The sequence below is a fragment of the Pseudomonas sp. NY15437 genome (assembly GCF_048068435.1).
Taxonomy (GTDB): Bacteria; Pseudomonadota; Gammaproteobacteria; order Pseudomonadales; family Pseudomonadaceae; genus Pseudomonas; species Pseudomonas nitroreducens_B.
Genome location: NZ_JBLUQC010000016.1, coordinates 98,429 through 118,085, shown reverse-complemented (window position 1 = coordinate 118,085; position 19,657 = coordinate 98,429). Strand labels below are relative to the sequence as shown.

Below are 19,657 nucleotides of genomic sequence, written 5' to 3'. Positions count from 1 at the left end.
CCGTGCTTCTCAAAACAATGACAAGGGAGAACACCGATGGCCCACCTTCTCAGCCAACCGCATCGCGCCGCTGCAGCGGGCGTAACCGCCAGGGCCCGGCCCATCGCCTGGCGAACCATCATCGCCGGCAGTGTCGGCAACACCGTGGAATGGTTCGACTGGACGGTCTACACCGCCTTCGCGCTCTATTTCAGCCATCAATTCTTCCCGTCGGACAACGAGACCACCGCCCTGCTCGCCTCCTTTGCAGTGTTCGCCATCGGCTTCGCCATGCGTCCGTTGGGGGGCTGGCTGATCGGCATCTTCAATGACCGCGCCGGGCGCAAGGCAGCGCTCAACCTGACCATCCTGATGATGGCGCTGCCCTCGCTGCTGATCAGCCTGATGCCCACCTACGCGAGCATCGGCATCGCCGCACCCGTGCTGATGGTGCTCGCGCGCATGGTCCAGGGACTGTCGGTAGGTGGCGAATACGGCGCCGCCGCGACCTTCCTTGCCGAATCCGCGCCGGCCAGCCAGCGCGGCCTGTACTCGGGCTTCTTCTTCGCCAGCATCGCCCTCGGCCTGTTGTTCGCCTCAGGCCTGGCCTGGGTGCTCGGCCAATGGCTGAGCCGCGACGAGCTGATCGACTTCGGCTGGCGCATTCCCTTCTTCATCGGCGGCCTGGGCAGCCTGGCCGGCTTCTGGATTCGCCACGGCGTCGAGGAGACAGCGGCCTTCCGCAAGGGCCGGGAACAACGTCGCGGCCAGCGCATCGAGCGGCCGCTGCGCACCCTCTGGCGCGAGCACCCGGAAGCGGTGAAGCGCCTGGTCGGCATCAGCCTGCTGGGGGCCTTCGCCTTCTATCTGTTCGTCAGCTACCTGCCGGTGCACGCCATTCGCACCCTTGGCGTGGAACCGGCCACTGCCTATGCCGCCAGCAGCCTGGCGCTGGTGGTGTTCATGATTTCCCAGCCGCTGTTCGGCTGGCTATCCGACCGCATCGGCCGGCGCCCGCAGCTGATCGTTTTTGCCCTGGGCTACGCCGCGCTGCTCTACCCGGTGGTGCGCTCGATGAGCGCCTCGTTCGCGTCGATTCTCGCCGTCGAGTTGTTCGGCCTGCTGCTCTATGGGCTGTATTCGGCCATCGCCCCGGCGATCAAGTCGGAGCTGTTCAGCACCGACATCCGCGCCCTGGGCATCGGTCTGCCCTACAACCTGGTGGTGGCGATCTTCGGCGGCACCACGCCTTACCTGATGACCTGGCTGCAGAGCCGCGGCAACGAACAGTGGTTCCTGGTCTACGTCTCGGTCATGGCGGTGATCACCCTGGTGGCCTTCATCCGCATGCCCGAGACCCGCGGCAACGACCTGCACTGAAGTCCAAGCGATCTGGAGAACAGCATGAGCAATACCCAAGCCACCTCGCAGGGCCCGCTCTCGGGTCTGCGTGTCCTCGACCTCTCCCGCGTACTCGCAGGCCCCTGGGCCACGCAGATACTCGGCGACCTGGGCGCGGACGTGATCAAGGTCGAGCACCCCACCCGGCGCGACGACACCCGCACCTGGGGGCCGCCCTTCCTCGAGGACAGCAGCCCGACCTGGGACGCCGCCTATTACTTCTGCGCCAACCGCAACAAGCGCGCCATCGCCGTGGACTTCGGCCACCCCGACGGCGCCGCACTGCTGCGTCGGCTGGCCGCCTCGGCGGATGTGCTGGTGGAGAACTACAAAGTCGGCACTTTGGCGCGCTACGGCCTGGATTACGCAGAGCTCAAGGCATTGAACCCGACGCTGATCTACTGCTCGGTCACCGGCTTTGGCCAGACAGGCCCCTACGCCGGGCGCGGCGGCTACGACTTTCTGGTGCAGGGCATGAGCGGGCTGATGAGCATCACCGGCCGCCGCGACGACGAACCCGGCGCCGGGCCGCTGAAAGTGGGTTTGCCGGTGAGCGACCTGTTCTGCGGCCTGTACGCGACCATCTCGATCCTCGCCGCCCTCAACCACCGCCACGCCAGCGGCGAAGGCCAGCATATCGACTGCGCGCTGCTCGACAGCCAGCTGTCGCTGATGGCCAACCAGGCGATGAACCATCTGGTCAGTGGCCAGATACCGCAGCGCCTGGGCAACGCCCACCCCAACGTGGTGCCCTACCGCGACTTCGCCTGTACTGACGACTACATCCTCGTTGCCTGCGGCTCCGACGGCCAGTTCCAGGCGCTGTGCCGGCTACTGGGCCGCGACGATTTGGCCGACGATCCACGCTTCACCCGCAACCCCGGCCGCAGCCAGCACCGCCGCGAGCTGGAAGTGGAGCTGGCGAAAAGCATCGCCGGCTGGCGCGCCGCCGACCTGCTGGCGGCCATGGAAAAGGCTGGCGTGCCCGGCGGGCCGATCAACACTCTGCAGCAGGCCCTCGCCGACCCGCAGGTGCAGGCGCGCGGCCTGTTGCAGACATTGCCCCGGCAGGATGGCACCCACGTCACCCTGCTCGGCTACCCGGCGCGCTTCTCCGCCTCACCGCCCAGTTACCGCCTGGCGCCACCGATGTTCGCCCAGGACACCGCGCAGGTCCTGGGCGAACAACTGGGGCTTGCAACAGAGCAACTGGCGGAATTGGCCGGCAAGGGTGTGATCGCCCTGGCCGAGCCACTGGTGGAGGCTGTCTCGAAGGCCGGCTGAGCCGCCGGGTTTGCACTGACTCGCCTCGCTCAATATGATGCATATATGTTTTGTTATGCTTCATAACGTATTGCATTCACGAGAGACGAGAGAATCATGGGCATCATCAACCTCGACGACGACCTGCACGACCAGCTGCGCCGCGCCAGCTCCGTGGCCTGTCGCTCGATCAACGCGCAGGCGGCGTTCTGGATCAAGATCGGCATGCTCTGCGAACTGGAGCCGACCCTGAGCTTCAACGAGATCGTCACCCGCGAGCTGCAGGAAGCCGGGGTCCGGTACGCCGCCGGAGGCGCCAAGTGATCAAGACCGCGGCGGAACTGGCGCTGATGGCCGAATCCGGCCGCTTGCTGGCGAAGGTCTTCGGCTTCGTCGATACGCTGCCACTGGAAGGCATGACGACCCTGGAGGTAAATGACCGGGTCGAGCGCTACATCGTCGACGAGCTGCAGGCCAGGCCGGCCAGCAAGGGCCAGTACGGTTTCGCCTTCGTGCTCAACGCCTCGCCCAACCAGGTGGTCTGCCATGGCGTGCCGTCCGAGGCGGACCGGCTGCGCGACGGCGACATCGTCAACTTCGACATCACCCTGGAAAAGAACGGCTTCATCGCCGACTCGAGCAAGACCTACCTGGTCGGCAACGTCTCCCCCTCCGCCCGACGCCTGGTAGACGTCACTTACGAGGCGATGTGGAAAGGCATCCGCGCGGTGAAACCCGGCGCCCGCCTGGGTGACATCGGCCACGCCATCGAACGGCACGCGCGGCAGCACGGCTATACGGTGGTCGAGGACTACTGCGGCCACGGCATCGGCCGCGAGATGCACGAGTCGCCGCAAGTGCTGCACGTCGGTCGTCCCGGCACCGGGCAGGTGCTCAGGCAAGGCATGACCTTCACCATCGAGCCGATGCTCAACCAGGGCCACTCCGGCGTGAAAACCCTGGCGGACGAATGGACCGTGGTCACCCTCGACGGCCAGCTGTCCGCGCAGTTCGAACACACGGTGGCCGTCACCGCCAAGGGCGTCGAGGTACTGACGCTGCGCGCCGAAGAGCGCGCCGCAGCGCTTTCGTAGAGCGCGAGAGGGAAGTTTCCGCGCCACATGCCAGACCTGTAGGAGCTGGCCATGCCTGCGACAGCACAACCAATGCCTTTCAGGATATTGCTGGAATTCCAAGATAATCAGAATTCTATTGCGCACCTGACAAAATACGAGCAATCAAACGCCAGTCAACGTCCCATCACATTCCCTAGAATGTTCTCCTGCTGCTCTTCCACCTTCCCGGCCCCAAGGAGGCCCGCGATGACCTGTGCCCTCTCCCTCGAAGCGCTGGCCTACGACCACCACGATGGCGAGGAAATCCTGCCGCACTGCCACAACCAGGCGCAGCTCATCCATTCCCTCTCGGGCGTGATGCTGGTGGGCGCGGCGCAGAAGAACTGGGTGGTTCCCGCCGGCCACGCGCTGTGGGTACCGCCCGGCACCGAGCACCAGATCCGCATGTTCGGCAACGTGCGGATGCGCACGCTGTTCATGCCCGCTTCCACCTGGCCCTGGGGCGGGCAGCAGTGCCAGTTGATCGAGGTAACGCCGCTGCTGCGCGAGTTGCTGGTCGCCGCCAGTGCGCTGCCGGCCGGCGCTGGCAGCGCCCACCGCCGCCGCTGCCTGCACGAACTGCTGCTGGTGGAGATGGATGCGGCGCAGACGGTCGCCATTCACCTCGCCATGCCCCGTGACCCGCGCCTGCTGCGGCTGTGCAACGCGGTGATCGCAGCGCCAGCGGACGAAACCGGCATGGAGGACTGGGCGCAGCGCTTGAACATGAGCAGCCGCACCCTGGCCCGGCTGTTCCAGCGCGAGCTGGGGATGAACTTCGGCGATTGGCGCACCCGCGTGCGCATGGTGCTCAGCCTGCAACGGCTGACCGCCGGCGCCTCGGTGCTGGAAGTGGCGCTGGAACACGGCTACCAGAGCCCCAGCGCCTTCTCCCAGAGCTTCAAGCGCATCCTCGGGCAGTCGCCCAGCCACTACCTGGCCGCGCGCAGCTGAGCAGCGTGTCCGTTTCGCGAGGCTGCTTGTCCGCCGCGCGAGAGAGCCGCGGCGGCTGAATCCCTAACCTGCGGAAGTCCGATTACAAGTGACTTCCCGACATGCCCAACCCATCCCCGAAACCGCGACACTCGCTGTTCGCGCTGGCCTGTGCCGGCCTGCTGCTGGGCGGCTGCGCGGCCGTCAGCGAACCCGCGACGCCGCCTGCCCGGCTCTCTCCCGGCGGAGACTGGCAGGCCCTCGCCCGCGGCACCGACGCCCAGGAGCCGCCCGCCGACTGGTGGCGGCTGTACCAGGACCCGCAGCTCGACCACCTGGTAGCCCAGGCCCTGCAACACAACCAGGACCTGCAAGCCTCCCTCGCCCACGTCGACGAGCTGCTCGCCCTGCTCGGCCAGGCGCGGGCGCAGCGCTGGCCCGCCACCACGCTGAGCTGGCAGACCTTCTACGGCCGCACCGGCGACGACCAGACCCTGGCCCAGGCCACCGATCGCCGCGCCGCTTCGCAGTGGAACCAGGTGCCGGGGTTCGCGCTGGACTACCAGCTCGACCTCTGGGGCCAGGTTCGCCAGTCGATCCTCGCCGCCACGGCCAACGCCGAAGCGGCGCAGGCGGCCCACGACCAGTTGCGCGTCAACGTCGCCGCCGGCACCGCGCGCGCCTATGCCAATGCCTGCGCCTATGCCGCGCGGGCCGCCATCCAGCAGCACTCGGCCCAGACCGTGGAGCGCAGCCTCGACCTCACGCTGCGCCAGCGCCGCGCCGGCCTGGTCACCGAGCTGGAGGTGGACCGCGTGCGCAGCCTGCTGGAGGAAACCCGTGCCCTGCTGCCGCGCCTGCAGGCCGAACACCAGGCGGCGCTGGAAGAACTCGGCGTGCTCACCGGCAGCGAGCCAGGACACCTGCCGGCGGCCGTGAGCGACTGCCAACAGGTGCCGCAGCTCCGCCAGGCGCTGCCGGTGGGCGATGGCTGGGCACTGCTGCGGCGCCGTCCGGACATCCGCGCCGCCGAACGCACGTTGGCGGCCGCCGGGCATACCGTCGGCGTGCGCCAGGCGGACTTCTACCCGAACGTGTCCTTCGGCGCCTCGATCACCTCCTCCGCCGAGCGCCTGCATGACCTCGGCGACCACGAGGCGATCACCTATGCCGTCGGGCCGCTGATCCGCTGGAACTTCCCCAACCTGCTGGCCACCCGCGCCCGCCTCGATGGCGCGCAGGCCCATGAGCGCCAGCAGCTGGCGCGCTTCCAGCAGCAGGCGCTGGTCGCGCTCAAGGAGGTCCGCCAGAACCTGGCGCGCTACCGCGGCGAGATCGGCCACCGCGATGCCCTGGGCAGCGCGCTGGACAGCAGCCGCAACGCCTACCGCCTGGCGCAGCTGAACTACCAGGCCGGCGCCCTGGACTTTCTCGACGTGCTCGACAGCGAGCGCGCCATGGTCCGCCTCGAAGCCGAGAAGGCCGAGGCCGACCGGCGCCTGGTCGAGCGCCAGATCGAACTTTTCCACGCCCTCGGTGGCGGCTGGCAGGCAACGCCGGCCGGCGAACCCGCCGGGGTCATCACCGTTTCCACGAGACCCGCGCAATGAACATGGCCGTCGATGAACCGCAAACCGCCGCCGCACCCGCCACAAGGCTCAACAGCAAGCGCCGCCTGATCGGGCTGGGCGGTGGTGTTCTCGCCATCGCCGCCCTGGCCGTCGGCGTCTACTGGGTCAGCATTGGCCGCTACCTGGAGGAAACCGACGACGCCTATGTGCGCGCCGACTGGATCGCCATCAGCCCGAAGGTCGCAGGCTACGTCGCCGAGGTGCTGGTGGACGACAACCAGCGCGTCAGCGCCGGCACGGCGCTGGTCCGCATCGAGGACCGCGACTACCAGGCCCGCCTGCAGCAGGCGCAGGCACGACGCAACGCGGCGCAGGCCGCCATCGCCGCCCAACAGGCCGCGCTGGTGACGCTGGACGCGCAGCTCAAGGAACAGCAGGCGCTGATCGACCAGGCCGCCGCCGACGTCGCCAGCGCCCAGGCCGAACGCCAGCGCGCGCAACTGGATTACCAGCGCTACCGCGACCTGGCGGCGCAGCAGGCCGCCAGCAGCCAGCGCCTGGAAAGCGTCACCGCCGACTTCGCCCGGGCGCGCTCGGCACTCAGCCGCGCCGAGGCCGCCGCCAGCCGGCAACGCACCCGCCTGGGTGTGCTCCAGGCCAGCCACGCACAGGCTGCCGCCCAATTGCAACAGCAGCAGGCCCGTGCCGCGGAGGCGGACGCCAGCCTTGCCCTGGCGGAGCACCAACAAGAGGACACGCTGATCCGCGCGCCCATCGACGGCGTGGTCGGCCAGCGCCGCGTCCGTCAGCGCCAGTACGTCACGCCAGGCTTGCCGCTGCTGGCGCTGGTGCCGGTGGAGCAGTCCTACGTGGTGGCCAACTTCAAGGAAACCCAGCTGCGCCGGATGCGCCCCGGCCAGCCGGTGGAGGTGCGCGTGGACAGCTTCCCCGATGCCCGCCTGCACGGCCGCGTCGAGAGCGTCTCGCCCGGTTCCGGGGCGATATTCGCCCTGCTGCCGCCGGACAACGCCACCGGCAACTTCACCAAGATCGTCCAGCGCTTCCCGGTGAAGATCGCCCTCGATGCCGACGCGCGCCGACAGGTGCCGATCCTGCCCGGCATGTCGGTGATCGCCGAGGTGGACACCCGTGGCCAAGACGAGGCGCAACGCCATGGCCAGTGATGCCGAGAAGACCTCGCTCAAGGCCTGGGTGGCGGTGATCGGCGGCCTGTTCGGCTGCTTCATGGCAGGCATGAACGTCCACGTCACCAGCGCCGCCCTGCCGGAAATCCAGGGCTCGCTGAGCGCCAGTTTCGAGGAGGGCTCGTGGATTTCCACGGCCTACCTGGTCGCCGAGATCGTGATGATCCCGCTGACCGCCTGGCTGGTGGAAGTATTCTCCCTGCGCCGGGTCATGCTGGTGGGGTCCGCGATCTTCCTGGCGGCCTCGGTGGCCTGTTCGTTCTCGCCCAACCTGGCCACCCTGATTGCCATCCGCGTCGTCCAGGGCGCAGCCGGCGCGGTGCTGATCCCGCTGTCGTTCCAGCTGATCATCACCGAGCTGCCCGCCTCGCGGGTGGCCATGGGCATGGCGCTGTTCAGCCTGTCCAACAGCGTCGCCCAGGCGGCCGGCCCCTCCATCGGCGGCTGGCTCACCGACGCCTACAGCTGGCGCTGGATCTTCTACCTGCAACTGATCCCCGGCGTGTTCCTGCTGGCCGCCGTGGCCTGGGCCATCGCCCCGCAGACACCGCAACTGGAGAAGCTGCGCCAGGGCGACTGGCTGGGCATCGCCAGCATGATCGTCGGCCTGGGCGCAGTGCAGATCGTGCTGGAAGAAGGCGGCCGCAAGGACTGGTTCGGCTCCGAGTTCATCGTCTGGATGCTGGCGATCGGCGTCGGCGCCCTGCTGCTGTTCATCTACACGCAGCTGTACGGCCGGCGCTCGTTCATCAACCTGCGCCTGCTGGCCGGCTACAACTTCGGCGTGGCCAGCGCGGCGATGTTCATCTTCGGCGCGGCGACCTTCGGCCTGGTATTCCTGGTGCCCAACTACCTGTCCCAGCTGCACGGCTACAACGCCCGGGAGATCGGCATCAGCCTGATCGCCTACGGCCTCGTGCAATTGCTGCTGGCGCCACTGATGCCGCGCCTGATGCGCTGGCTGAACCCCAAGCTGATGGTCGCCAGCGGGTTCGCCATCATGGCCCTGGGCTGCTACCTCGGCGCGCACCTGGACGCCGACAGCGCCGCCAACGTGATCATTCCCTCGACCGTGGTGCGCGGCATCGGCCAGCCCTTCATCATGGTGGCGCTGTCGGTGCTGGCGGTGTCCGGCCTGTCCAAGCAGGAAGCCGGTTCGGCCTCGGCGCTGTTCTCCATGCTGCGCAACCTCGGCGGCGCGGTGGGCACCGCGGCGCTGACGCAGATCGTCTCGCAGCGCGAACGCTTCCATTCCGAGCGCATCGGCGAGCAGGTGACGCTCTTCGCGCCGGCCCTGCAGGAGCGCGTGCAGGGCGACCCCGGCGGTGCATTCGCCCTCAACGAATGGTTGTCGGAGCAGGCCGAAACCCTCGCGCGGCTGGGCGCGCATATCCGCCACGAAGCGTTCCTCATGGCCTATGGCGATGCGTTCTACCTGTCCTTCCTCGCCCTGCTCGCCTGCGCGGTAGCCGCGCTGGCATTGCGCGGCAACCGCAACGCCTAGCGGAATGCGCCGCTGCCAGGAGCGCCGTTCGTAACTTCCACTGAACCCGCAGCCCCCTGCCCGCTCACACCCTCAGGGCGCGCTCGGCGCGCCCGTTTCGCCCATGTGCACGGGAGGTCTGAGATGAACGAGCAGAATGTCGATGGATGGGAGCGCGCCTTGTCCTTGGCAATCGGCCTGGCCGGTATCGGCAAGGGTGTGCGCCGCGGTGGCGTGAGCGGCTGGCTGGAGGTGGCGGCGGCGGTGCTGGTGGTCAAGCGCGGCCTGACCGGGCGCTGTCGGATGAAGGCGCTGCTGGGCGACCTGCAGCAGGCGTCGGTTGCCGAAGTGCACCCCTTGCCGGAGCCGGCCACGCGCCGTGGCCCGGGCCGCACCGGGAAACGCTGAGCGGGTCGCAACGCAGCCAGCCGCTCCGCTTGCCGCCGGCACGCTATAGTCAGCGGTGCCGGCGCCAGGGTGTGGTTCACACCGATGGAACGCGGCGGCTGCTCGTGTGCTCTTAACGACACAGTCCCCTCGCCACGACTCTTGCGGCCCCTGACGACATGGAACAGCTTTCCGACTTTGCCGCCGACCCGGATGTCTCCGCTGCGCACGCCTGCGCGGACGCCCCGGCGGACGTCGCCACCCTCATCCGCACGCGCGACTGGAGCGACTCGCCGCTCGGTGCGCCGGCCAGCTGGTCAGCCAGCCTGCAGACACTGATGCGCACGGTGCTGCCGGTGAAGGCGCAGATCGTCCTGTTCTGGGGCCCGCAATACGTCGCCCTGTACAACGACGCCTACGTGCCGAGCATCGGCGCCAAGCACCCGCGCGCCCTCGGCCGCCCCGCCCAGGAGAACTGGACCGAGCTGTGGGACGACCTCGAGCCACTGCTGCGCGGCGTGCGCGAAACCGGCGAAACCTTCGCCGCCAAGGATCGCCCCTTCTATATCGAGCGCCATGGCGCCGGCGAAACGGTGTACTTCGACGTCTCCTATTCCGCCGTGCGCGATGACGACGACTCCATCGGCGGCGTGCTGTGCATCGTCACCGAAACCACCGAGCGCGTGCAGTTCGAGCGGCGCCAGGCGTTCCTGCTGGAGCTGGGACGCGCCCTGCCCGCCACCAGCGCCCCCGACCACATCGAAGCCATCGCCGTGCGCAAGCTGGGCGAGGAACTGGGCGCCAGCCGGGTGTTCTTCGGCGAGGACAACGGCGATGGGGTCACTTTCGATGTCGCCCAGGAGTTTCTCGACGGCGCCCACAGTGCGCTGGGCCGCCACCGCTACCGCAACTTCGGCGGCGAGCTGCTGCGCTCCTTGCAGGCCGGCCTGCCGGTAACGCGGCACTACCGCAACGACGACGGCAACCTGCCCGAAGGCGAAGCGCAGACCCGGCGCGACCTGCAGCTGGCCGCGACCCTGCACGTGCCGGTGATCCGCCATGGCGTACTGGAAGCGGTGCTGGCGGTCCATCACGAACAGCCCCACAGCTATGCCGAGTTCGAGCTGCGCCTGGCCGAGGAAACCGCCAAGCAGGCCTGGACGGCGATCCTGCACGCCCGCGCCGAAGCGGCGCTGCGTGCCAGCTCCGCGCAACTGTCGGCGATGTTTGACCAGGCTAGCGCCGGCATTGCGCTGTGCGACCGCGAGGGGTACTTCAAACGCGTCAACGAGCGTTACTGCGAGATCGTCGGGCGCTCGCGCGAGGAGCTGTTGCATACCCGCCTGCAGGAGATCGACGAGCTGTCACCGAGCGGCTCGCTCATGCCAAAGGAGATCGTCCGTCGTCATCTGCGCCCCGATGGCAGCGACGTCTGGGTGCAGGACCAGCTCACGCCGCTGCTCGATGAACAGCGCGCCGTCACCGGCATGCTCTGCGTCTGCGTCGACATCAGCGCACGCATCCGCGCCGAGAACGAGCTGCGCGGGGTCAACGAGGGCCTGGAGGAACGCGTGGCCGCCATGGTCGCCCAGCGCGAGACCGCGGTGGCTCAGCTGCACGAGGCGCGCAAGATGGAGATGATCGGCCAGCTCACCGGCGGCATCGCCCACGACTTCAACAACCTGCTGACGCCGATCATGGCGTCGCTTGAGCTGGTGCGCCGACGCCTGGACGACGAGCGCTCCACCACCCTGATCGATGGCGCGCTGCAAGCGGCCGATCGTGCGCGCATCCTGGTCGGCCGCCTGCTGACCTTCGCCCGCCGGCAGACCCTCAAGCCCCAGGTGGTGTCGCTGCGCGAGCTGGTCAGCGACATGCGCGACCTCATCGAACGCTCCCTGGGCAGCATGATCGAGGTGGTGATCGAGATTCCCGAACGCCTGCCGGCGGTGATCGTCGACCCGCACCAGCTGGAGCTGGCGGTTCTCAACCTGGCGGTGAACGCCCGCGATGCCATGGCCGAGGGCGGCCAGCTGAAGATCGGCGGCAAGGTCAGCGACATTGCCGACGGCCAGTTCGACGGCATCGCCGCCGGGCGCTACGTCGGCCTGGTGGTGAGCGACAACGGCAGTGGCATGAGCGCGCAGACCCTGGCGCGCTGCCTGGAGCCGTTCTTCTCCACCAAGGGCGTGGGCAAGGGCACGGGGCTCGGGCTGTCCATGGTGCAGGGGCTGGCGGCGCAGTCCGGCGGCGGCCTGGGCATTGCATCGCAGGTCGGCAGCGGCACGCAGGTCACGGTGTGGCTGCCGATCACCGACGAGCTTGCCAGCGACGATGACGGGGAGGTCTTCGACGCGCCGGTGGCGCCGCGGCCGATCCACGTGCTGCTGGTGGATGACGAGGACCTGGTGCGCTACACCACGCGCCTGCAACTGCGCGACCTCGGCTACCAGGTCACCGATGCGCCGTCGGCGGCGGCGGCCATGGCGCTGATCGACAACGGCCTGGTGCCGGACGTGCTGGTCACCGACCACATCATGGCCGACCGCACCGGCGCGCAACTGGCCCAGGACCTGCGCCAGCGCTTTGCCCAGCTGCCCGTGCTGATCATCACCGGCTACGCCAACCTCACGCCGAGCCAGATTCGCGGCTACGAGGTGCTGTCCAAGCCCTTCCGCCGCGCCGAACTGGCCGCGCGCCTGCTGCAGCTGGTGAACCCCGGCTGAGGGAGTGGGGGCGCTGTCGCAGGAGCGGACCTTGTCCGCGAAGGCCGTTCGTGCGCAGCGGGTGACGGTGCGGGTTGGAGGGAATCGCCTGCCGGCGAGGTCGCGGGCATGGCCCGCTCCTACAAGGGAACGCCTGTGGTGCGGGCGCGCGTAGGAGCGGACCTTGTCCGCGAAGGCCGCCCGTGCGCAGCGGGTGTCGGTCGCGGGTTGAAGGGAATCGCCTGCCGGCGAGGTCGCGGGCATGGCCCGCTCCTACAAGGGAGCGCCTGCGGTGCAGGCGCGCGTAGGAGCAACTGTCTTCTTCTGAAATGCCTTGCCTGGGTTTCCCTCTCCCCCGCCCTCTCCCTGAAGGGAGAGGGAGCCGCCCGTGCCGGCTGATCCTATGGTTTCATCCTGCTCCGAAACAGTCCCCTCTCCCTTCAGGGAGAGGGTTAGGGAGAGGGCAAACCACAACGCAGGAGTTGAGGTAGGAGCGGACTTCGTCCGCGATCGGCCCCGGCCTATCCGTGGGGATTCAGGGGCGAGTCTTCTTCGACGACAGGCCAGGCCGGGCGAACTTGACGATCAGCAGGTTGCCGTCCTTGTCGCGCTTGACCGTGACCTCGGCCACGCGGATGTTCGCCGGCAGCGAGCCCAGCACCTGCTGGGCGCTCAGGCCCGGCTTGATGTACTGGTCGAGCTGCTCGTACAGGCGGTAGGTGATGCTGCCGTTGCGCAGCGCGTGGGTTTCGAAGTCGCCGATGGCCTTGGCGTCGGCTTCGGTGCGGTTAGGGTTCAGGGTGTGGGCCAGCACGTCCACGACGTTCTTGTCGTCGGCGATCGCCACCAGCATGTAGGTCTTCGCCACCTGCTGCAGCACGCGGCGGTAGTTCGCGTCGCTGTATTCGCCGTACAGCGAGGCGTCCACCAGTTTCTGCTGGTTGAAGGTCAGGGCCAGGCGGAAACGCGCGCCGGCGTACTCGACGTTCTCCTTGCAGCGCACGGTGGCGCCGGTGGACTCCAGGCACGGGGCAAAACCCTGCTTCTCGCCGATGCCCTTCTGCGCCGCGCCATAGTTGTACTTGCCGAACAGCGGGTCAGCCGCGCACGCCACGCCCGCCACGCACATCAACAGTGCCCCGATCGCCCATCTGCCCATCACACGCCAACCTCGTTCAATGCAAAGCACGCGAGGATAGAGGATTCGCAGCGCGAATGTTCATCCGATGCCGATGATCGGGCATGGAAGAAGGCAGGTTCGCGAGCAAGCTCGCTCCTACAAAAAGCAGGCGCTGCGTGTAGGACCGAGGGGGACGCCTAGTCCTTGCTCGCGAACCACCCGGCACTATCAGTCGAACCGGTACTCCAGCCCCGCCCCCGCATACCAGGAGCGTCCCGGCGCCGCCTCGTAGTAGCGGCCGTTGCTGTCGCCGACGATCACCGAGCCGACGTACTGGCGATCCAGCAGGTTGTCCAGGCGCACCAGCTGGTGGAAGGTCCAGGGCCCCACGTGCTGTTCGAAGCGGGTGCGCCAGTTGAACACCGCGTAGCTGGGGGCGGGCTTGTCCTCGTTGCTGTCCTCGACGTAGACCTTGCTGCGGTACTGGCCTTCGACGCCCATGCTGATGCCGTCCTGCGGCTTCCACACCAGCTCGCCGAACAGGCTGCTGCCGGGCACGCCGGGCAGGTGGTTGCCTTTTTCGATGGTGCTGCCGCTCTCGACGAAATCCTCGTCATAGGTGGCGTCCAGACGGGTGTAGGCCAGGTTGGCCTGCCAGTGTTCGGACAGGTCGCTCTGCACGCCCAGCTCGAAGCCGCGGCGCAGCGTCTTGCCGGCGTTCTGGTAGCTGGTGCGGCCACCGGTGGAGCTGGCGACGACGATCTCGTCGTCGGTACGGATGTCGAAGATCGCCGCATTGATCCGCGTGTTGCCGGCGACCTTGGCCTTCAGGCCGATCTCGTACTGGGTGCTGGTGGCCGGGTCGAGGCCGAAGTTGAAGCTCTCGGTCAGGCCCGGCGCATAGGCCATCTCGGCCTGGGTGGGGGTCTCGAAGCCCTTGCCGGCGCTGACGTAGCCGTGCAGCTGCGGGGTGAAGGCGTACATCACCGAGAGCGACGGGGTGTTCTGCTGGTACTTCTTCGAACCGCTGGAATCGCCGTTGGCCAGGTAGTGGTCGTCCACTTCCATCTTCATGGTGCTGTGCCGCAGGCCGGCGTCGACGGTCCAGTTGCCCAGCTCCCAGCGCGCCTGCACATAGGGGTCGAGGCTGGTGGCGATGTCGTTCTCGTTGCGCCGCAGCTCGCCCTTCACGCCCAACTGGTCGCCGCTGAAGTTCTGGAAGCCCTTGCGGTCATCCTCGCTGCGGTCGTAGTCCACCCCCGTGGTGACGGTCAGCTCGCCCGGCCCGCCGTGCACCGGCTGGATCCAGCGCAGGGTGCCGCCATGGAATTCGCGGTCGAAGTCCACCACACCGCCGCCACGCTGGGCGTTGGACACCACGCCCCGCGGGATCGACAGGTACTGCACCACGCTGCGCTGGCCGGCGTAGAGGTTGAACTGCAGGGTGGCGTCGCCGACGTAGCGCTCGTAGTTCATGCCCAGTTGCTGGTGGTCGATGCTCTTGCGCGTGTTGTACAGCTCGGCGGCTGGCGCGACCGAACGCGGGTCGTGCTGGTAGGCGTCCCAGGTCTGGCCCAGCGGGTCCTGGGTGTTGTTCTGCTCCAGGCTGCTGTAGATCAGCGCCATCCGGCTGTCTTCGTCGGGCTTGAAGTTGAGCTTGGCGAAGGTCTGGTCGCGGCGCGCGGCGCTGTGGTCGCGGTAGCCGTCGGTATCCATGCGCGAGGCATCGAGCAGGAAGCCGGCCTGGTCGGTGCCACCCTCGGCATAGAGGTGGTTCTTGTTGAAGCCGTCGCTGCCGACGGTGGATTCGGCGCCGACCTTCGGCGGGCCATAGCCATCGCGGGAGAACATCTGGATCACCCCGCCGCTGTTGCTGCCATAGAGCGTCGAGGCCGGGCCGCGCAGCACTTCGATGCGGTCGGCGACGTCGAGGTTCAGCGTCGCCGCCTGGCCCTGGCCGTCCGGCGTGCTGGCCGGGATGCCGTCGCTGAGCAGCTTCAGCCCGCGAATGCCGAAGGCCGAGCGCGCGCCGTAACCGCGCGAGGAAATCTGCAGGTCCTGGGCGTAGTTCTGGCGGTTCTGCACCACCAGGCCGGGTACGCGCTGCAGCACTTCGGAGGCATTGACGCCGAGCTGGCCGTCACCGAGCTGCGGTTGCTGCACGGTATCGATGGAGAACGGCAGGTCGAAGCTCGACACCGGCGCATAGGCCCCCGTCACCACCATGGGCGCGGCCAGCACGTCCTCGGCGGCCTGGGGTTCGGCCGCACGCACCGCCTGGCCATGGGCGACGCCGCAGATCAGCAGCGGCAGGAGCTTGAGCCGGGCGGGCACAGCGGAGCGGGAATCGGGCACGGCAGCTAGGATTCTTCTGTAGGACCGAGCAGCGATGCTGCCAGTCCGGGCGGCTTCTGCACAGGGGCTTCGCGCGCCGGCATGTTCCGGGCGGGGGCGGGAGTCCATCGGGTTCGTCCCGGCGTTTTTTGACAAAAGGCGCATCTTCGACGTTTGTACTATCTAGTTAATTAGCTTGCTAAGAGTATAATCGGCGAATCCAACAGTGAGAACCTTCTGTATGAAACCGATACAGCGTGCCTCCCGCGCGAGCACTTTCCTCCTCCTCGGCCTGGGCGTGGTCATCGCCCTCCTCGGCCTTGCCCTGGCGGCCGGCGGCGTTCGCCTGGTCAGCCTCGGCGGCTCCTGGTACTTCCTCATCGGCGGCCTGGCCATGGCCCTTTCCGGCCTGCTGATTGCGCTGCGCAAACCGGCCGGCGCCTGGCTGTTCGCCGCCTTCCTGGTCGCCACCGCGGTCTGGGCCGTGGCCGACACCGGCCTGGTGTTCTGGCCGCTGTTCTCGCGCCTGTTCATGTTCAGCGCCATCGGTGTGGTGGTCGCGCTGGTCTACCCGCTGCTGGCGCGCTCCGCTGGCCGCGCGGCCGGTCGCGGTGCGTACGGCGTCGCCGGCGTGCTGGCGGTGCTGGTGGCGATTGCCGCCGGCAACATGTTCGTCGCCCACCCCAGCGTCGCCCCCACCGGCAACGGTCCTGGCCTGACGCCGGTGGACCCGGCCCACGCCCAGAAGGATTGGGCGCGCTACGGCAACACCGAGGGCGGCAGCCGCTTCGCCGCGCTGGACCAGATCAACCGCAGCAACGTCGATAAGCTCAAGGTGGCCTGGACCTACCACACCGGCGACGTGGCCATCAGCGACGGCAACGGCGCGGAAGACCAGCTGACCCCGCTGCAGATCGGCGACAAGGTGTTCATCTGTACCCCGCACAACAACCTCATCGCCCTGGACGCGGACACCGGCAAGGAACTCTGGAAGAACGAGATCAATGCCCAGTCCAAGGTCTGGCAGCGCTGCCGTGGCATGGCCTATTTCGATGCCACCCAGGCCATCGCACAGCCGACCCAGCCCAACAGCTCGCAGGTCCTCCCGGCCAGCGTCCCGGCGGGCGCCAACTGCCAGCGTCGCCTGCTGACCAACACCATCGACGCGCGCCTGATCGCCGTCGACGCCGACACCGGCGAGTTCTGCCAGGGCTTCGGCCACAACGGCCAGGTCGACCTGAAGGCCGGCCTGGGTGACGTGCCCGACTCCTACTACCAGCTCTCCTCCGCCCCGCTCATCGCCGGCACCACCGTGGTGGTCGGCGGCCGCGTCGCCGACAACGTCCAGACCGACATGCCCGGCGGCGTGATCCGTGGTTTCGACGTCATCACCGGCGCCATGCGCTGGGCTTTCGACCCGGGCAACCCGGACGACAAGCAGGCCCCGGCGGACGGCAAGACCTACGTGCGCAGCACGCCCAACAGCTGGGCGCCGATGTCCTACGACCCGGCGATGAACACCGTCTTCCTGCCCATGGGGAGCTCCTCCACCGACATCTATGGCGTGGAGCGCACCCGGCTCGACCACACCTACGGCGCGTCCGTCCTCGCCCTGGACGCCACCACCGGTGCGCAGAAGTGGGTCTACCAGACCGTGCACAACGACCTCTGGGACTTCGACCTGCCGATGCAGCCGAGCCTGATCGACTTCCCGCTGGCCGACGGCAAGACCGTGCCCGCCGTGGTGATCGGCACCAAGGCCGGGCAGATCTACGTGCTCGACCGCGCCACCGGCAAACCGCTCACCGAGGTGAAGGACGTTCCGGTCAAGCCGGGCAACATTCCCAACGAGCCCTATTCGCCGACCCAGCCGCGCTCCGTCGGCATGCCGCAGATCGGCGCGCAGACCCTCACCGAGTCGGACATGTGGGGCGCCACGCCCTATGACCAGCTGCTGTGCCGCATCGACTTCAAGAAGATGCGCTATGACGGCCTCTACACCGCGCCGGGCACCGACCTGTCGCTGAGCTTCCCCGGCTCCCTGGGCGGCATGAACTGGGGCAGCCTCTCCACCGACCCGGTGCATGGCTTCATCTTCGTCAACGACATGCGCCTGGGCCTGTGGATTCAGATGATCCCCTCGGCGAACAAGGGCGCCGCGGCCGGCGGTGGTGAAGCGCTGAACACCGGCATGGGCGCCGTGCCGCTCAAGGGCACGCCCTACGCGGTGAACAAGAACCGCTTCCTCTCGGTGGCCGGCATTCCCTGCCAGGCGCCGCCGTTCGGCACCCTCACCGCCATCGACCTGAAGACCCGCCAGGTGGCCTGGCAGGTACCGGTGGGCACCGTCGAAGACACCGGCCCGCTGGGCATCCGCATGCACCTGCCGATCCCCATCGGCCTGCCGACGCTCGGCGGCACGCTTTCCACCCAGGGCGGCCTGGTGTTCATCGCCGGCACCCAGGACTTCTACCTGCGCGCCTACGACAGCAGCAACGGCCGGGAAATCTGGAAGGCCCGCCTGCCGGTCGGCAGCCAGGGCGGCCCGATGACCTATGTCTCGCCCAAAACCGGCAAGCAATTCATCGTCGTCACCGCTGGCGGCGCGCGCCAGTCCCCCGACCGTGGCGACTACGTGATGGCCTACGCCCTGCCCGACCAGCAGTGAGCGCCCAGGCGTAAGCATCCCATCGCGCCCACCTCGTGCGGGCGCTTCCTTGCGGCGCGGCCCTACTACCGCGCCTTTTTTATTCGCAGCACGATCAGGAACTACCATGCGCACTACCCTTCGCCTCACGCCCGGCCTGCTGCTGTGCGTCGCCTCGCTACCGACGCTGGCTGAAGAAGGCCTGCTTGAACGCAACACCCTCACCGGCGACTGGGGCGGCCTGCGCCACCAGCTGGAAGCGGACGGCGTCAAATTCACCGGCGACTACAGCGGCGAGACCGCCTACAACGCCCACGGCGGCCAGCACCGCTCGGCGCGCTATTCGCAGAACATCAAGCTGGGCGTGCAGTTCGACCTGTCGAAACTCTACGGCCTGGACAACGGCGGCAAGGTCCAGCTGACCCTCAATGACCGCCGCGGCAACAGCGCCTCGGAAGACCTGGTCGGCAACCGCCTGCCCATCCAGGAAAACTACGGCGGCCTCTACACCCGCCTGACCGAGCTGAGCTACGAGCGCGACCTGGGCCAGGCGGTGAACCTCAAGCTCGGCTACATGGCGATGGGCAACGACGTGGGCGGGCTGGACAGCGGCATCCTCTGCCACTTCATGAACGCCGGCTTCTGCGGCCACCCGCTGAACATGTCCGGCGGCAGCGGCTGGACCAACTACCCCAACGCCCACCTCGGCGCACGGGTGAAGTACAGCTTCGCGCCCGACTGGCAACTGCGCATCGCCGCCTTCAACGTCGACCCGCAGAGCAACGGCAACTCCAGCCGCGCCTGGCACCTCACGCCCAAGCACACCACCGGCACCGTGGTGCCCATCGAGCTGGTCTACAAGCCCCAGGGCGAGCTGCCGGGCGAGTACAAGCTGGGCTGGTACTACGACAGCTCCGACGCCCAGCGCATCGGCAGCAGCAAGGAGGTGGCCGGTCGCGGCGGCCACTACCTGCTGGTGGACCAGGCCGTGTGGAACGACCCGGCCTCCCGGGGCCGCAGCCTGCACCTGTTCGGCCAGGCCTCGGCCGCCAGCAGCGCCGCCTCGCCCTTCACCAAGTGGTACGGCGCCGGTGTCGTGCTCTACAAGCCGTTCGACGGCCGCACCAAGGACAGCCTCGCGCTGGGCTATGGCCGCGCCGTACCCAACCCGCGCAGCCGCGACGTGCAGCAGGACAACGCCTACGCCAATGGTCAGGACTACCCGAACCTCGACAGCGGCGAACAACTGATCGAGCTGAGCTACGGCTACCAGGCCACCCCCTGGCTGACCCTGCGCCCGGACCTGCAATACGTCATCGAGCCCGGCGCCTTCTCCGGCCAGGACATCGACAATGCCCTGCTGCTGGGCCTGCAGGTGAAAGCGAGCTTCTGAAACCTTCCTTGAGACAAATTGATACAGTAACTCTTTGTTTTATAGGACTTTTCCTATACGCCTGGCACGAGCGTGCTCCTACAATGGACTGTCACCCTGCGGGACCACCCGCAGATGTTGA

Annotated in this window: 14 protein-coding genes; 12 read left to right on the top strand and 2 right to left on the bottom strand. The window is 68.0% G+C overall.

The window, feature by feature from the left end; translation table 11 throughout:
• Window positions 1-36 precede the first annotated feature (36 nt).
• The 10 genes from ACNFIA_RS27345 (at window position 37) to ACNFIA_RS27300 (ending at window position 12,063) form a co-directional block, all read left to right on the top strand.
• Window positions 37-1,359, top strand: coding sequence for an MFS transporter (locus tag ACNFIA_RS27345; RefSeq protein ID WP_416790120.1), 1,323 nt, complete (start codon window positions 37-39; stop codon window positions 1,357-1,359).
• Window positions 1,360-1,383: 24 nt separating this feature from the next.
• Window positions 1,384-2,664 carry a CaiB/BaiF CoA transferase family protein gene (locus ACNFIA_RS27340; protein ID WP_416790119.1) on the top strand — a complete coding sequence of 427 codons (1,281 nt, stop codon included), beginning with the start codon at window positions 1,384-1,386 and terminating at the stop codon, window positions 2,662-2,664.
• 96 nt (window positions 2,665-2,760) lie between these two features.
• A complete protein-coding gene (locus tag ACNFIA_RS27335; protein ID WP_416790117.1) occupies window positions 2,761-2,967 on the top strand; it encodes a ParD-like family protein in 207 nt (68 codons plus the stop codon).
• A complete protein-coding gene (map, locus tag ACNFIA_RS27330) occupies window positions 2,964-3,737 on the top strand; it encodes a type I methionyl aminopeptidase (protein ID WP_416790116.1) in 774 nt (257 codons plus the stop codon). The genes ACNFIA_RS27335 and map overlap by 4 nt, the downstream gene beginning before the upstream one ends.
• A gap of 228 nt (window positions 3,738-3,965) precedes the next feature.
• Complete coding sequence (locus ACNFIA_RS27325) at window positions 3,966-4,712, top strand: AraC family transcriptional regulator (protein ID WP_416790115.1); 747 nt, start codon at window positions 3,966-3,968, stop codon at window positions 4,710-4,712.
• 101 nt (window positions 4,713-4,813) lie between these two features.
• Complete coding sequence (locus tag ACNFIA_RS27320; protein WP_416790113.1) at window positions 4,814-6,301, top strand: efflux transporter outer membrane subunit; 1,488 nt, start codon at window positions 4,814-4,816, stop codon at window positions 6,299-6,301.
• Window positions 6,298-7,446 carry an HlyD family efflux transporter periplasmic adaptor subunit gene (locus tag ACNFIA_RS27315; protein WP_416790112.1) on the top strand — a complete coding sequence of 383 codons (1,149 nt, stop codon included), beginning with the start codon at window positions 6,298-6,300 and terminating at the stop codon, window positions 7,444-7,446. The genes ACNFIA_RS27320 and ACNFIA_RS27315 overlap by 4 nt, the downstream gene beginning before the upstream one ends.
• On the top strand, window positions 7,436-8,971 hold the full coding sequence (locus tag ACNFIA_RS27310; RefSeq protein WP_416790173.1) for an MDR family MFS transporter: 1,536 nt from the start codon (window positions 7,436-7,438) through the stop codon (window positions 8,969-8,971). The genes ACNFIA_RS27315 and ACNFIA_RS27310 overlap by 11 nt, the downstream gene beginning before the upstream one ends.
• Window positions 8,972-9,094: 123 nt before the next feature.
• Window positions 9,095-9,358: a DUF2892 domain-containing protein gene (locus ACNFIA_RS27305; RefSeq protein WP_416790111.1), complete on the top strand. Its 264-nt coding sequence runs from the start codon at window positions 9,095-9,097 to the stop codon at window positions 9,356-9,358.
• A 158-nt stretch (window positions 9,359-9,516) separates the two neighbouring features.
• Window positions 9,517-12,063, top strand: coding sequence for a PAS domain S-box protein (locus ACNFIA_RS27300; RefSeq protein WP_416790110.1), 2,547 nt, complete (start codon window positions 9,517-9,519; stop codon window positions 12,061-12,063).
• Window positions 12,064-12,577: 514 nt separating this feature from the next.
• On the opposite strand, the gene ACNFIA_RS27295 is transcribed toward ACNFIA_RS27300, so the two are convergent.
• Both ACNFIA_RS27295 and ACNFIA_RS27290 read right to left on the bottom strand, forming a co-directional pair.
• Window positions 12,578-13,201, bottom strand: a complete 624-nt coding sequence (locus tag ACNFIA_RS27295) for a hypothetical protein (protein ID WP_416790109.1) — start codon at window positions 13,199-13,201, stop codon at window positions 12,578-12,580.
• A gap of 189 nt (window positions 13,202-13,390) precedes the next feature.
• Window positions 13,391-15,388 carry a TonB-dependent receptor family protein gene (locus ACNFIA_RS27290; protein ID WP_416790172.1) on the bottom strand — a complete coding sequence of 666 codons (1,998 nt, stop codon included), beginning with the start codon at window positions 15,386-15,388 and terminating at the stop codon, window positions 13,391-13,393.
• Between the two features lie 349 nt (window positions 15,389-15,737).
• Here ACNFIA_RS27290 and ACNFIA_RS27285 point away from each other — a divergent pair, with 349 nt between their 5' ends.
• Window positions 15,738-18,164, top strand: a complete 2,427-nt coding sequence (locus ACNFIA_RS27285) for a glucose/quinate/shikimate family membrane-bound PQQ-dependent dehydrogenase (protein ID WP_416790108.1) — start codon at window positions 15,738-15,740, stop codon at window positions 18,162-18,164.
• Window positions 18,165-18,270: 106 nt separating this feature from the next.
• Entirely contained in the window at window positions 18,271-19,536 is a 1,266-nt protein-coding gene (locus tag ACNFIA_RS27280; RefSeq protein WP_416790106.1) for a carbohydrate porin, read from the top strand.
• Window positions 19,537-19,657 lie beyond the last annotated feature (121 nt).